The 14,490-nt window shown below is 71.2% G+C and carries 13 protein-coding genes; 11 read left to right on the plus strand and 2 right to left on the minus strand.

Going from position 1 to position 14,490, the window contains the following annotated elements; genetic code table 11:
* Window positions 1-278 precede the first annotated feature (278 nt).
* From BLU82_RS23845 to BLU82_RS23895, 11 genes are all read left to right on the plus strand, one after another.
* On the plus strand, window positions 279-1,481 hold the full coding sequence (locus BLU82_RS23845; RefSeq protein ID WP_092626215.1) for a dipeptidase: 1,203 nt from the start codon (window positions 279-281) through the stop codon (window positions 1,479-1,481).
* Window positions 1,478-3,127 (plus strand): ABC transporter substrate-binding protein, encoded by a 1,650-nt coding sequence (locus tag BLU82_RS23850; protein WP_197682422.1) that lies wholly within the window; start codon window positions 1,478-1,480, stop codon window positions 3,125-3,127. Before BLU82_RS23845 ends, BLU82_RS23850 begins: the two co-directional genes overlap by 4 nt.
* Window positions 3,128-3,170: 43 nt before the next feature.
* Complete coding sequence (locus BLU82_RS23855) at window positions 3,171-4,124, plus strand: ABC transporter permease (protein WP_092623497.1); 954 nt, start codon at window positions 3,171-3,173, stop codon at window positions 4,122-4,124.
* Window positions 4,121-5,008: an ABC transporter permease gene (locus BLU82_RS23860; protein ID WP_092623498.1), complete on the plus strand. Its 888-nt coding sequence runs from the start codon at window positions 4,121-4,123 to the stop codon at window positions 5,006-5,008. Before BLU82_RS23855 ends, BLU82_RS23860 begins: the two co-directional genes overlap by 4 nt.
* A 3-nt stretch (window positions 5,009-5,011) precedes the next feature.
* Window positions 5,012-6,187 (plus strand): Xaa-Pro peptidase family protein, encoded by a 1,176-nt coding sequence (locus BLU82_RS23865; protein WP_092623499.1) that lies wholly within the window; start codon window positions 5,012-5,014, stop codon window positions 6,185-6,187.
* Window positions 6,184-7,050, plus strand: a complete 867-nt coding sequence (locus BLU82_RS23870) for an alpha/beta fold hydrolase (protein WP_092623500.1) — start codon at window positions 6,184-6,186, stop codon at window positions 7,048-7,050. The genes BLU82_RS23865 and BLU82_RS23870 overlap by 4 nt, the downstream gene beginning before the upstream one ends.
* Entirely contained in the window at window positions 7,043-8,071 is a 1,029-nt protein-coding gene (locus BLU82_RS23875; RefSeq protein ID WP_092623501.1) for an ABC transporter ATP-binding protein, read from the plus strand. Before BLU82_RS23870 ends, BLU82_RS23875 begins: the two co-directional genes overlap by 8 nt.
* Window positions 8,058-9,062: an ABC transporter ATP-binding protein gene (locus BLU82_RS23880; protein WP_092623502.1), complete on the plus strand. Its 1,005-nt coding sequence runs from the start codon at window positions 8,058-8,060 to the stop codon at window positions 9,060-9,062. Before BLU82_RS23875 ends, BLU82_RS23880 begins: the two co-directional genes overlap by 14 nt.
* Window positions 9,059-10,300 (plus strand): membrane dipeptidase, encoded by a 1,242-nt coding sequence (locus BLU82_RS23885; protein ID WP_092623503.1) that lies wholly within the window; start codon window positions 9,059-9,061, stop codon window positions 10,298-10,300. The genes BLU82_RS23880 and BLU82_RS23885 overlap by 4 nt, the downstream gene beginning before the upstream one ends.
* Before the next feature lie 25 nt (window positions 10,301-10,325).
* Window positions 10,326-11,045 carry a GntR family transcriptional regulator gene (locus BLU82_RS23890; protein ID WP_092623504.1) on the plus strand — a complete coding sequence of 240 codons (720 nt, stop codon included), beginning with the start codon at window positions 10,326-10,328 and terminating at the stop codon, window positions 11,043-11,045.
* 81 nt (window positions 11,046-11,126) lie between these two features.
* A complete protein-coding gene (locus BLU82_RS23895; protein ID WP_092623505.1) occupies window positions 11,127-11,975 on the plus strand; it encodes a hypothetical protein in 849 nt (282 codons plus the stop codon).
* Window positions 11,976-11,979: 4 nt separating this feature from the next.
* Here BLU82_RS23895 and BLU82_RS23900 read toward each other — a convergent pair whose 3' ends face one another.
* Together BLU82_RS23900 and BLU82_RS23905 are read right to left on the minus strand one after the other, a co-directional pair.
* Window positions 11,980-13,290, minus strand: coding sequence for an FAD-binding oxidoreductase (locus tag BLU82_RS23900; RefSeq protein ID WP_092623506.1), 1,311 nt, complete (start codon window positions 13,288-13,290; stop codon window positions 11,980-11,982).
* Between the two features lie 42 nt (window positions 13,291-13,332).
* Window positions 13,333-14,490 (minus strand): RNA polymerase sigma factor, encoded by a 1,158-nt coding sequence (locus BLU82_RS23905; protein ID WP_092623507.1) that lies wholly within the window; start codon window positions 14,488-14,490, stop codon window positions 13,333-13,335.

Raw genomic sequence — 14,490 nt, forward strand, 5'->3', positions numbered from 1 at the left:
CGGTGAACTACCGGCCGGTAGACCCCCGGCCCGGCCGGTGATCGACAACTCCGAAAAGTGTCCGAATTGTGGGCCAACATTTCGGACGCGTAACGATTCCGGGCCGTCACGCAGCGTGTCGATCATGTCAAGAAGCGACGAAGGCGCAGCTCAATGCGGCTGACCCTACTCATGGAATGCAGCTACGAGATCGTCACGGCATGGCCGGCATAGCTCAAGAGGTCCAACCTCTCGTTATGGTGTGCCCTCAATAGAGGTTGGACCACTTGGAGAAGCCGATGCAGAAACCAGGCGTGCGCTACCGGGGCTACCGCAGTTTCGACTACCTCGAACCGCACACCGACTTCCGCGTCTTCGACCTCGCCCAGGAGATCGGCCGCGTACCGGCGTACGACCTCGGGCTGGACGAGGAGCAGACGCGGCGGGTGACGGAGATCCTCGGCCGTGAGCACGTCATCTCCCTGCACGAGCACCCGAAGATCCTCACGACGGACCCGACGCTGCTGAAGGAGTACAACGGCACCGGCCGCAACGCCTTCGGGTTCGAGGGGATCGCCCGGTCGGGCATGACCGCGTTCTTCGACAACTTCATGAACGGCACCAACACCGTCACGTCGGAGCACGGGTGGAAGTGGAACGACGTCGTCTTCGACCTCGGCCTGCGCTTCGCCGACGTCGCGCAGCAGGACCACGTCGTCCTCGCGCGCACCGTCGCGGACCTGGAGAAGGCCAAGGCCGAGGGGCGCATCGCGATGATCGCCGGGCTCGAGGCCGCGACCGCGATCGAGAACGAGCTGGACCGCCTCGACATCCTCTACGGGCTCGGCGTGCGGCAGATGGGCATCGCCTACTCGATGGCCAACCAGCTCGGCGCCGGGCTGGCCGAGCCGCAGGACGGCGGGCTCACGCTGTTCGGCGGCCGCGCCGTCGAGCGGATGAACACGCTCGGCATCGCCATCGACATCTCGCACTCGTCGGACCGCACCAGCCGCGACGTCATCGAGCGATCGTCGGTGCCGGTGTTCATCACGCACGCCGGCGCGCGCACGGTCTGGCCGACCAACCGGATGAAGCCCGACGACGTCATCGTCGCCTGCGCCGAGCGGGGCGGCGTCATCGGCATCGAGGCGGCGCCGCACACGACGCTGTCCGAGCAGCACCCGGAGCACTCGCTGGAGTCGGTCATGGACCACTTCCAGTACTGCGTCGACCTGGTCGGCATCGACCACGTCGCGTTCGGGCCCGACACCAACTTCGGCGACCACGTCGGGCTGCACGACTCGTTCACCGGGCATCTCAGCATCGCCGGCGCGCACGGGCACGTGGACCATCCGCGGGTCCCGTACGTCGCCGGCGTCGAGAACCCGGCGGAGAACTTCACCAACATCGTCGGCTGGCTGGTCAAGCACGACTGGTCCGACGACGACATCAGCAAGGTCATCGGTCTGAACATCCTGCGCGTACTCAAGGAGGTCTGGTGAAGGGCACGATCGGACACATCCGCAAGGCCGGCGCGGCACTCGCCGTCGCGGCACTCGTCGCGACCGCGGGCTGCTCGCTCAACGAGGGCGGCGGCGAGTCCGCCGGCGGCTCGAACGACGGTTCGGGCGAGCAGGCCGGTGGCGCCACGCTGCGCATCGGCACGACGACGGACATGGAGAACTTCAACCCGCTGCAGTCGCTCTCGAAGACCGACAGCTGGATCCTCAACGCCACCTACCCGACGCTGCTGCGCATCGACGGCAACGCCCAGAAGGTGCCGGAGCTGGCCGAGGAGTACACCACCGAGGCCGACGGCAGCGTCGTCGTGTTCCACCTGCGTGACGACTTCGAGTGGTCCGACGGCACGCCGGTGACGGCGAAGGACGTCGCGTTCACCGCCCAGGCGATCATGGACTACCAGCTGGGCAACGTCGCGGCGAAGCTCACCTGGGTCACCGGCATCGAGGTGCGCGACGACCAGACCGTCGCGTTCACGCTGAGCGAGCCGTACGCCCCGTTCGCCGAGGGCGTCGGGTTCTGGATGCGGATCGTGCCCGAGCACATCTTCAGCCAGGTCGGCGACGTCTCGCAGTTCGCCAACGACGCCGACTGGGTCGGCGCCGGCGCGTACATCCTCGACTCCGCCACCAAGGGCCAGCGGTACACCCTGAAGGCGAACGAGAACTACCCGTACGCCCCCGAGGGCGGCGCCGCCGTCGAGACCGTCGAGTACGTCGTCTACCCCGACGTCAACACGATGATCCTGGCGCTGCGCAACGGCGACATCGACCTCATGGGCACGCCGGTCCCGGTGTCCGCGGTGGCCTCGCTGGAGACCGAGGAGAACATCGAGGTCGAGACGGTCGGCTCGCTCGGCTTCGCGCACCTCACCTACAACATGCAGAACCCGGTGCTGGCCGACCAGGCGGTGCGGCAGGCGCTGTCGATGGTCGTCGACAGCAAGTCGATCATCGAGACGATCCTGCAGGGCGACGGCCAGGAGATGGTCGGCCCGATCTCGCCGATCTTCGCCGACTACGACAACACCGACCTCGAGGCGTACCCGTTCGACCCCGAGGGCGCCCGCGCGCTGCTCGAGGGCGCCGGCTACACCGACGCCAACGGCGACGGCATCCTCGACGACCTGGCCTTCGAGATGGTCTGCGACCAGTCCAACGCCAACCTCACCCGGGTGGCCGAGGTGGTCCGCGACGACGCCGCCGAGGCGGGCATCCAGATCGACCTCGCCTGCATCGAGCGGAACACGTTCCTCAGCCGGACCCGCGGCGGCGAGTACGACATCGACCTGTCGCAGTGGGGCGTCTTCGACAACCCGATGGACCAGCTGCGCAGCACCTACCTGTCGTCCAACCCGGGCGGGATCAACTACAACCTGGTCGCCGATCCGGAGCTGGACGCCCTGGTGAACGACGCCGCGGTGACGGCCGACCCGGACCAGTTCGTGGAGAAGATCAAGGGCATCGACGCCTACGTGCACGACCAGGCGCTGCTGACCCCGCTGTACGTGGAGAACTTCCGCTTCGCGTACCGCGGTGACCGGTTCACCGGCTTCGACCCGTCGCCGTCGGACCTGCTCGGCATGGTCACCGGCTACTCGCTGTCCCAGGTCACGACGGTCGACTGACCGTCCGTCCACGTCCACTCATCGGGAGGGTGGGTAGCACACCGTGTTGAGGTATGCCGCGAGTCGGCTGTTCCGCGCGATCCTGACCATCTGGATCGCCGTGACGGTGACGTTCTTCCTGCTGCGGCTGCTGCCGGCGGACCCCACCCTCCTGGTGGTGGAGGGCGACATGACCCCGGAGATGCAGGACGCGCTCCGGAGTCAGTACGGCCTGGACAAGCCGATCCTCCAGCAGTACGTGCTCTACCTGGGCCAGCTGGTCCAGGGCAATCTCGGTGTCTCGTTCCGGCAGCTGGTGCCGGTCAGCGAGCTGCTGCTGAACCGGCTGCCGTGGACGCTGCTGCTGGCCGGCTCGGCGTTCGTGCTGACACTGCTGATCGGCATCCCGCTCGGCGTGAAGGCGGCCGTCGGCCGCGGCGGCATGGTCGACCGCGCCGTGCAGTTCTTCGGCATCACGTCGAACGCGCTGTTCATCCCCAGCGTCGCGATCCTGCTGCTGGTGGTGTTCGGGTCGAACCTCGGCTGGTTCCCGATCGGGCAGGCCATCGACCCGGACACCCGCGGGCTGGCCGCGTACGTCTCACTGCTGCACCATCTGGCGCTGCCGTTGTTCTCGCTGGTGCTGGTCCAGCTCGGGCCGTACGCGCTGACGCTGCGGACGAACATGGTCGAGGTGCTCGGTGAGGACTACATCACCAGCGCCCGCTCGCGCGGGCTCACCCACCGCCGGGTGGTGTGGCGGCACGCGCTGCGCAACGCGGTGCTGCCGGCGCTGATGCTGATGGGCCTGCAGCTCGGCACGCTGATCGGCGGCGCCGTGCTGACCGAGACGGTGTTCGCCTATCCGGGCGTCGGCCGGCTGATCTTCGAGTCGGTGCAGCAGCTGGACTTCCCGGTGCTGCAGGGCGCGTTCGTCATCCTCGCGGTGACGGTGGTGCTGGCGAACCTGCTCACCGACCTGCTCTCGATGGTTCTCAACCCAAGGATCCGCACATGAGCACCGAGCCGCAGTCCCTCGTCGCCGACCCCCAGGCGGCGGTGCTGACCAGCACCCGGCGCCGTCGATCCGGAGGCTTCTTCTCCGCGCCGTCCGGCTGGCTGTCCGTGGGCGTGCTGGCGCTGTTCGCGCTGGTCGCGATCTTCGGGCCGCTGTTCGTGGACTCTCCCAGCGGCCTGGGCACCGACATCCTGCAGCCGCCGTCCGCGTCGCACTGGTTCGGCACCGACGACCTCGGCCAGGACGTGTTCGCCCAGGTCGTGTGGGGCACCCGGATCAGCCTGCTGGTCGGGGCGGTGGCGTCGCTGATCGCGATCTGCATCGGCACGCTGCTGGGCCTGGCCGCCGCCTACGTGAAGCGGCTGGACCCCGTCGTCACCACCGCCACCGACGTCATGCTGTCGCTGCCGATGCTGCCGCTGATGATCCTGGTGACGGCGCTGGCCGGGCCGAGCGTCGTCACGCTGATCACCGTCATCGGGCTGCTGTCGTGGCCCGAGGTGACCCGGATGATCCGGGCGAACGGGCTGGTCGTCGCCGCGATGCCGTACATCGACGGCGCCCGCGTGCTCGGCGCCGGCGCGTCGCGCATCATCTCCCGCGAGATCCTGCCCGCGGTCATGCCGCTGGTCGTCGTCAACGTGCTGCTCACCGCGGCCCGCGCGGTCATCGCCGAGGCCGGGCTGTCGTTCCTCGGCATGGGCGACCCGTCGTCGTGGTCGTGGGGCCGCATCCTGCTCAACGCGCAGCGCTCCGGGACCATCGCGTCGGCCTGGTGGCAGACGCTGTTCCCGTCGCTGGCGATCCTGCTGCTCGTGCTGGCCGCGACCATCGCCGGCATCCGCTACAACGACTCGCGCGACCCGCGCACCCGAGGAGTGTGACCCGTGCACCTGCCCGACTCGTTCTACCTCGGTGCGCTCGACCGCGTGGTCGAGCGGCTCGGCGCCGACGGCCACGACGGCCTCCTGGTCACCCATCCCGCCGACGTCGCCTACCTCGTGGGGTTCTGCTACGCGGTCACCGAGCGCCCGGTGTACCTGTGGATCGGCGCCGACCACGACCGGTTCGTGCTCGTGCCCGAGCTGGACCGCGAGTACGCCGAGCAGCAGCGCATCCACGCGCCCGTCCAGACCTACTTCGAGTACCCCGGCGTCACCAGCCCCGAGGAGATCCTGGGACAGTTGCTGCGCCACCGTGGCCTCGGCTCGGCCCGCATCGCCTACACGTCGTCGATCTCGGTCGGGACGTTCGACCGGCTGCGCGGCGAGCTGCCGGACGCCACCTGGACGACGACGGACGTCGTCGCCGGGCTGCGGCTGACCAAGGCGCCGGAGGAGATCGCGCTGCACCGGCAGGCCGCGGACATCTGCGACTCCATGCTGGCCGCCGGCCGCGCCTACATCGAGGACGCCATCGCCGCGGGCGGCGAGCTGCCCCGCGAGGGCGAGATCGCCCGGCACGTCATCGGCCACGGCACCGACCTCGTCTACCAGCGCTACGACCACGTGGTGTTCACGACGAAGCTGGCCGGCGGGCTTGTTTACGCCGGGCCGAACGCCGCCAACCCGCACGGCCTGCCCAGCAGCCGCCGGCTCCAGCGCGGCGACACGCTGATCCTGTCGCTCGGCGCGGCCGTGCTGAGCCGGTTCGTCGAGAGCGAGCGGACGTTCGTCATCGGCGAGCCGAGCGCGGACCAGCGCCGCTACTTCGAGACCGCCCGCACCGCGCAGCACGTCGGCACCGAGGCCATGCGCGTGGGCCGCACCTGCGCCGACGTCAACGCCGAGTGCCTCGGCGTCATCCGCGACGACGGGCTGGGCGAGTACCTGCGGCACCGTCAGGGCCACGGCATCGGCGTGCAGCAGCACGAGGCGCCGTGGGTCGAGGACGGCGACCCGACGCCGCTGGCTCCCGGCATGGTGCTGTCCAGCGAGCCGGGCGTCTACGTCCCCGGCCACGGCGGCTACCGCATCTCCGACACCGTGCTGGTCACCGACGACGGTCCCGAGCGGCTCACCACCTACCCGCGCACCCTCGAGGAGAACGTGATCCCGGCATGACGACCTCCCGCATCCACACCGAGACCATCAACGGCGCGCGCCTCGTCATCGAGGAGCTCGGGCCGCAGGACGCGCCGGCGATCGTCGTCCACCACGGCGCGCCCGGCCTGGGCTCGCGGGCCGAGCCGCTGCGCTCGTTCGGCCCGTTCGCCGACGCCTACCGCATCGTGACGTTCGACGCCCGCGGCTCCGGCTCGTCCTCCGACGACGGCCCGTTCAGCCACGAACAGTGGGTCGCCGACATCGAGGAGATCCGCACCCGGCTCGACCTCGGCGACATCGTCATGGCCGGCGGCTCCTACGGCGGCTTCCTGGCGATGGAGTACACGCTGGCGCACCCGGAGCGGGTCCGCGCGCTTGTGCTGCGCGACACCGCCGCCGACACCTCGCACGACCACCTCGCAGTCGAGCGGGCCCGCGACTTCGACGTCGTCCCGATCGACCCGTGGGCGATCGAGCGCATCGGCACCGGCGGCTTCGCCGACAACACCGAGTTCGAGCGGTACTGGCGGGCCATCCTGCCGCTCTACGACCACAAGTACGACCCCGCCGCGGTCGAGCGGAAGGCGGCCAACACCCAGTACCACTACGCGACGCACAACGCGGCGTTCGGCGTGAACATGCCGAAGTACGACCTCACCGGGCGGCTGCCGGAGATCGACTGCCCGGTGCTGGTCACCGTCGGGCGGCACGACTGGCGCACGCCGGTGCCGGCGTCGGAGCTGATCGCGAGCACCGTCGCGGACGGCCGGCTGGTCGTGTTCGAACACTCCGGCCACTCGCCGCAGCTGGAGGAGCCGGAGCTGTTCCAGGCGACGGTGCGCGGCTTCCTGCGCGACGTCGGAGTCACCCCTCATGGCTGAGACGATGGTCGCACCGCCGCGCAAGCCCGCCGAGGGCGCGCCGGTCCTGAGCGTGCGCGACCTCAGCGTCGAGTTCGACACCCGCGACGGCGTCCGGCCGGTCGTGCAGAACGTCAGCCTCGACGTGTACGCCGGGCGCACGCTGGCGGTGCTGGGCGAGTCCGGCTCCGGCAAGTCGGTCACCGCGCGCTCCGTCATGGGCCTCATCGACCCGCCCGGGCGCATCACCGGCGGCCAGGTGCTGTTCGACGGCAGGGACCTGGTCACGGTCTCCGCCGAGGAGCGGCGGCTGGTCAGCGGCGAGCAGATCGCGATCGTCTTCCAGGACGCGTTGTCCGCGCTCAACCCGGTCTTCTCCGTCGGCGAGCAGATCGCCGAGCTGCTGCGCACCCGGCGCGGGCTGAGCCGGCGCGAGGCCGCCGCCGGCGCCGTCGACCTGATGGCGCGGGTGCGCATCCCGGCGGCGCAGCGGCGGGCCAAGGAGTACCCGCACCAGTTCTCCGGCGGCATGCGCCAGCGCGCGATGATCGCCATGGCGCTGGCCCTCGAACCGAGGGTCCTCATCGCCGACGAGCCCACCACGGCGCTCGACGTCACCGTCCAGGCGCAGATCATGGACCTGCTGCTGGACCTGCAGGACGAGACCGGCATGGGGATGATCCTCATCACCCACGACCTCGGCGTCGTCGCCGAGACCGCCGACACGCTGGCCGTCATGTACGCGGGACGCATCGTCGAGCGCGGCCGCGTCGACGACGTGTTCGCCAGGCCCGCGCACCCGTACACCCGCGGCCTGCTGCACTCGATCCCGCGGCTGGACCGCGAGGACGAGGCGCTGTGGGCGATCCCGGGCTCGCCGCCCACCGTGCTCAGCCGGGTCGCCGGGTGCGCGTTCGCGAGCCGCTGCGACGTCGCGATCGACCTGTGCACGACGTCGCGCCCGGACCTCACGCAGGTGCTCCCGGCCGGCCGGGCCAGCGCCTGCCACCGTCACGAGGAGGTGCTCCATGGCCGCGTCTGAGCCGGTGCTCTCGGTCGAGAACCTGACCCGGCACTTCGCCGGTCGCCGCGCCGTCCTGCCCGGACGCCCGGCACCGGCCGTCCGCGCCGTCGACGGCGTCAGCTTCCAGCTGCACGCCGGCGAGACGCTCGGCATCGTCGGCGAGTCCGGCTGCGGGAAGTCCACGCTGGCCCGGATGATCGTTGGGCTGGAGACGCCGACGTCGGGCGTCGTCCGGTTCCGCGGCACCGACGTCCACGCCGTCCGCGGCCGCCAGGCCCGCGAGCTGCGCCGCCGCGTGCAGATCGTGCTGCAGGACCCGTACACATCGCTGAACCCGCGGCGCACCGTCCGCGAGCTGCTGCGCCAGCCGTTCGAGATCCACCGCGACCTGCTGCCGCGCAAGCAGCAGGCGGCCCGCGTCGCCGAGCTGGTCGAGCTGGTCGGCCTGGACCCGGACCACCTCGACCGGTACCCGTTCCAGTTCTCCGGCGGGCAGCGCCAGCGCATCGGCATCGCCCGCGCGCTCGCGCTCTCCCCCGACGTCATCGTCTGCGACGAGCCGGTGTCGGCGCTGGACGTGTCGATCCAGGCGCAGGTCGTGAACCTGTTCCAGCGGCTGCAGCGCGAGCTCGGACTGGCCTATGTGTTCATCGCGCACGACCTGTCCGTCGTCCGGCACATCTCCGACCGCGTCGGCGTGATGTACCTCGGCAAGCTGGCCGAGCTGGGCTCGCGCCGCGACGTCTACGACGCGCCGCGGCACCCCTACACGTCGGCACTGCTGTCCGCCGTGCCGATGCCGGACCCGCAGCTGCGGGGCCGGCGCACCCGCCGGCTGCTCGAGGGCGACCCCCCGAGCCCGGTGGACCCGCCGTCCGGCTGCCGGTTCCGCACCCGCTGCTGGAAGGCGACCGACGAGTGCGCGACCGTCGAGCCGCTGCTCGCCGGCGACGACCGGCACCGTCAGGCGTTCGCCTGCCACCACCCGATGCCTGTCCAGACCGCATGAACACGAGGAGCACAGTGACCACGTCCCCCGCCCCCGCGTACGACGGCTACCGCGCGTACTCGTACCTGAAGGCCGGCGCCGACTACCAGGACTTCCGGCTGGCCGCCGAGATCGGCCGCGTCCCCGCCTACGACGGCGGTCTGACGGAGGACGAGCGGGCCCGGGTGGCCCGGCTGCTGGCCGAGAACGTCGTGATCTCGCTGCACGAGCACGCCGTCGTCCTGCCGGAGGACCCGGACGAGATCCGCCGCTACAACCGCACCGGCCGGCAGCGCACCGGCTACGAGGGCCTCGCCCACTCCGGGCTGACCGCCGTGGTCGACAACTTCATGGCCGGCGCGTCCTGCGTCACCAGCCAGCACGGCTGGAAATGGGACGACATGATCTACGCGCTCGGCTTCCGGCTGGCCGACCTCGCCAAGCAGGACTTCGTCGTGCACGCGACCACCGTGCAGGACATCCGCGACGCCAAGGCGGCCGGCAAGGTCGCGCTGATCGCCGGTCTCGAGTGCGCCACGATGATCGAGAACGAGCTGGACCGCATCGACATGCTGTACGGGTTCGGCGTGCGCCAGCTGGGCATCGCCTACTCGCAGGCCAACCTGCTCGGGTCCGGGCTGTCGGAGCGCTCCGACGCCGGCCTGACGCACTTCGGCCGGCGCGCCGTCGAGCGGATGAACAAGCTCGGCATGGCCATCGACATCTCGCATTGCGGCGACCGCACCGGCCTCGACGTCATCGAAGCGTCGTCCGTCCCGGTGATGATCACCCACGCCGGCGCCCGCGCCGTCTGGCCGATCCCGCGGCTCAAGCCGGACGACGTCATCAAGGCCTGCGCGGAGCGCGGCGGGATCATCGGCATCGAGGCCGCGCCGCACACCACGCTGTCCGAGGCGCACCCGGAGCACTCGCTGGAGTCCTTCATGGACCACTTCCAGTACTGCGTCGACCTCGTCGGCATCGACCACGTGACGTTCGGCCCGGACACCATGTTCGGTGACCACGTGGCGGTGCACCGGACGTACGCCGGCAACTACGCCCACAAGGACGAGAACCGCATCGAGCACCCGCTGGTCGACTACGTCGCCGGCGTGGAGAATCCGGGCGAAAGCTTCCATAACATCACCGGGTGGCTGCTGCAGCACGGCTACTCTGATGCGGACATCGCGAAGGTGCTCGGGGGCAACACCATGCGGGTGCTGGAGGCGGTGTGGCGCTCCACCGATGACGGCCGATGAACACGCACGAGGGTGGTAGTCGATCATGAGGCGGGACTCCGCGGCGCAGAGCGCCCTGTTGCGGCTGCGTCACCTGATCGCGACCGAGTTCGCGCCGGGTGACCGGCTGCCGCCGGAGAAGGAGCTGGCCGAGACGCTGGAGGTGTCGCGGACGACGGTGCGCGAGGCGCTGGTCGTGCTGGCCGCCGAGGACATCGTCACCCGCCAGTGGGGCGCCGGCACGTTCGTGAGCCAGCCGCCGAAGGTGGCGTCGCTGAACATGTCGTCGATCGAGTCCTACCGCGACCGCGTCGGCGCCAGCGGCCGCGTCGTCACGCTCCTGGACGCGTCCTGCGAGCTGATGCCGTCGCCGGCCGCCGCGGCGGCGGCGCTGCAGCTGGAGCCCGGCGCGAAGGCGTGGCACGTGCGCCGGCTGTTCGCCGTCGACGGCGCCCCGTCGGCGCTGATGAGCGAGATCGTCCCGGCCCGGCTGTTCGGCCGGCCGCTCGACCCCAGCCCCATGCTGCGCATCGAGACGTCGCTGTACGAGCTGCTCAACCGGCACACCGCAGGCGCCGCCATGCACGCGTCGACGGAGCTGGAAGCGGTCTGCGTCCACGGCGACGACGCCCGCGCGCTCGACCTCGCCGACGGCGCCCCGGCGCTGCGGGCGACCCAGACCACGTTCGCCCGCCGCGGCGAGCCGGTCGCCCACGGCGTGTCGTTCCAGCGCACCGACCTGGTGCGCATGCGCATCACCAGGTGAGCACACTTTCCCGCTCCGACAGGCGCAGATCGGGCCTTGGCCCTATGCTCGTGCCGCCGATCTCACCGCGGGAGGATCATCGTGGCTGGACGCAGCAGGAAGAAGAAGGAGGTCGTCCGGGTCGAGTCCGCCCCGGAAGCCACGACCGAGCACTCTGACGACCGACCCACCTGGACACCCACGCCCGAGGCGAAACAGCAGGCCACGAAGTTCCGGCTGATCGCCGCCGGGCTCTGGTTGCTGGCCATCGCCGGCGAGGCGTTCGCCATCTTCTGGGTGCTCCGCCAGGACCCCGTCAACATGGTCCTGCTGATCGCCATGATCGTCGTGATCGGCGCGCTCGCCATCGGCGGGTCGCTGCTGTGGAAGCGGGCCAACCGGCTCGATCCGGCGTCGAAGAGCGAACCGACCCGGTTCTTCGTCCAGAACCAGCTCGGCGCGATCATCACCGTCATCGCGTTCCTGCCGCTGATCGTGCTGATCTTCGCCAACAAGGACATGGACGGCAAGCAGAAGGGCATCGCCGGCGGCATCGCGGTGGCCGTCGCCGCCGTGGCGGTGTACTTCGGCATCGACTTCGACTCGCCCTCGGTCGAGCAGTACACCGAGGAATCGAACATCATCGAGCAGCTGACCGGCGAGGACCTCGTCTACTGGACCAAGTCCGGCACCGTCTTCCACGTCTGCGAAGAGGTGCCCGACGTCAACCGCGAGTCGCAGGACGGCCGCATCTACGAGGGCACGGTCGCCGACGCCCACGCCGCCGGCAAGTCGCGGCTGGTCAGCTACTGGCAGCGCGAGGCGGTCAACTACTGCGGGTACACCCAGGAACAGGTCGACGCGGTCGAGGCCGGCACCTCCGGCTCCGGCGACGACGCGACCCCCGAGGACGACGCGACGGCGCCCGCCGAGGACGCCGCCACGCCGTAGCCGGTCAGGCGACCGGAAAGGCCTGCCGGAACAGCTGCTCCGGGTCGTAGCTCGCCTTGACGGCGGCCAGCCGGCGGCTGGTCTCCGGCGGGTACAGCTCGGCCACGTCGGCCGGGTCGAGCGAGCTCATCAGGTTGCCGTAGGCGCCGCCGGTGTGCGGGGCGAGCGTCGCCCAGTAGGCGTCGAACGCCGCGCGCGCCTCCGGCGCCGGTGACAGCGCGGCGGCCGAGAGGAAGGCCTCGCTGTCGCGGTGGGCGAACGCCGTCTCGGTGCCGGCCACCCGGGCGACGGCGCCGCCGAGGGCGCGCACCTGGCCGACCACGGGCGGGCCGGCGGTGAGCCCGGCCAGGTACCGGTCGATCAGCTCGTCGCTGAGGTCGGTGGTCAGGCGGTTGCGTACCAGCGGCCGCGCACCGCCCGGCGGCACCGGGGGCGGCGGGGCGAGGATCTCGCCGTACGGCCGTACCCGCAGGTCCAGCACCGACGCGTCGCCGAGGCGGAGCAGCGGCTCGACCACGTTCTCGGCCGCCGCGGCGTCGCCGTGCGCCACGCAGACGCCGACCACCAGCGAGTGCGGCGCGAAGCCCTCCGGCAGCAGCACCACCATCGACGTCAGCTCGTCCGGCGCCGCCCGCATGGCGTCGCGCCAGCCGCGCAGGACGGTGGCCGCGTCACCGCGCGGATAGCCGATGTGGCCGAAGTACACCTCCGGCACCGGCTGGGCAATCACCTCGAACGCGGTGACGACGGCGAAGGCGCCGCCACCGCCGCGCAGCGCCCAGAACAGGTCGGCGTTCTCGGCGGCGCTGGCCCGCAGCACCCGCCCGTCGGCGGTGACGACCTCGGCCGCGACCACGGAGTCGATGGTGAGGCCGAACCGGCGCACCATCCAGCCGATGCCGCCGCCGAGGATCAGCCCGCCGACGCCGACCTCAGTGGTGTCGCCGGAGGAGATCACCAGGCCGTGCGGCTTCAGCGCCTCGGTGACGGCGGCCCAGCGGGCCCCGGCGCCGATGCGGACCAGGCGGCGGTCCGCGTCGAGCACCTCGACGCCGTCGAGCGGGCCGAGGTCGAGCACGATGCCGCCATCGTTGGTGGCGAACCCGGGGAAGCCGTGCCCGCCACTGCGCACCGACAGCAGCAGGTCGTGCTCGCGGGCCGCGGCGACGGCGCGGCGGACGTCGTCGATGCTGTGCGCCCGGACGATCAGGGCCGGGCTGCCTTGACGTTGGTAGGTGTTGCGGTGGGTGTCGTACGCGTCGTCGCCGGGGCGGATCAGCTCGCCGTCGACGACCAGTGTGGAAACGTCGCTCATACCGGGTCGACGAACGACCGGCCGTCCAGGGGACGACCGGCGTCAGAGTTCTTCCAGCCGCCGGGTCAGGAACCGCCGCTCCGGCGTCGTCGTGGCGAGATCGAGCGCGCGCCGGTACGCCGTGCCGGCCTCGGCGTCGCGGCCCAGCCGGCGCAGCAGCTCGCCGCGAGTGGAGTGGAAGTACAGGTAGCCGTCGAGGTCGAGGCGGTCGACGGCGCTCAGCGCGGCCGCAGGGTCGCCGGCCTGGGCCAGCGCCACGGCCCGGTTCAGCTCGACCACGGGCGAGCCGGTCAGCTCGGCCAGCCGGCGGTACAGCCCGGCCACCCGCGGCCAGTCGATCCGCTCGCGGGTCTGCAGCGACGCGATGGCCGCCTGCAGCACGTACGGCCCGCCCCCGCCCAGCTCGATCGCGCGGTTCAGCTCCGCCCGGCCGGCCGCCAGCAGCGACCGGTCCCACAGGCTGCGGTCCTGGTCCTCGAGCAGCACGAGGTCGTCGCCGTCGAACCGGGCCGCCTGGCGGGCCTGGTGGATCAGCATGAGCGCGACCAGCCCGTGCACCTCGGGCTGGTCGTCCAGCAGCGCGGCCAGCACCCGGCCCAGCCGGATCGCCTCGGCGCCGAGGTCGACCCGGCCGCTGTAGCCCTCGTTGTAGATCAGGTAGATGATCGCCAGCACGGCATCGAGGCGATCCGGCAGCAGCCGCTCGTCGGGCACCGCGAACGGGATGCCGGCCGCCTTGATCTTGGCCTTGGCCCGGGTCAGCCGGCGCTTCATCGTCTCCTCGGAGACCAGGAAGGCGCGCGCGATGTCCGCGGTCTCGAGGCCGCCGAGCGCGCGCAGCGTCAACGCCACCTGCCCTTCCAGCGCCAGCGCCGGGTGGCAGCAGGTGAAGATCAGCTCGAGCCGTTCGTCCTTGATCACGGTGTCGTCGACCTCGTCCATGGTGGCCTCCGGTGCCGGCAGGAGGTGCAGCTTGCCGGCCAGCGTCCGCTCGCGGCGGATGCGGTCGATGGCCCGGTTGCGCGCCGTCGTCACCAGCCACGCGGCCGGATTGTCCGGCGGGCCGGTCTCGGGCCAGCGCGCGGCGGCGATCGCGAACGCCTCCTGCGCGGCCTCCTCCGCGCGGTCGAGGTCGCCGAGGTACCCGGCGAGCGAGGCCAGCACCCGGCCCCACTCGTCGCGGAAGACCTGCTCGAGCAT

The sequence above is a fragment of the Jiangella sp. DSM 45060 genome (assembly GCF_900105175.1).
Lineage (GTDB): Bacteria > Actinomycetota > Actinomycetes > Jiangellales > Jiangellaceae > Jiangella.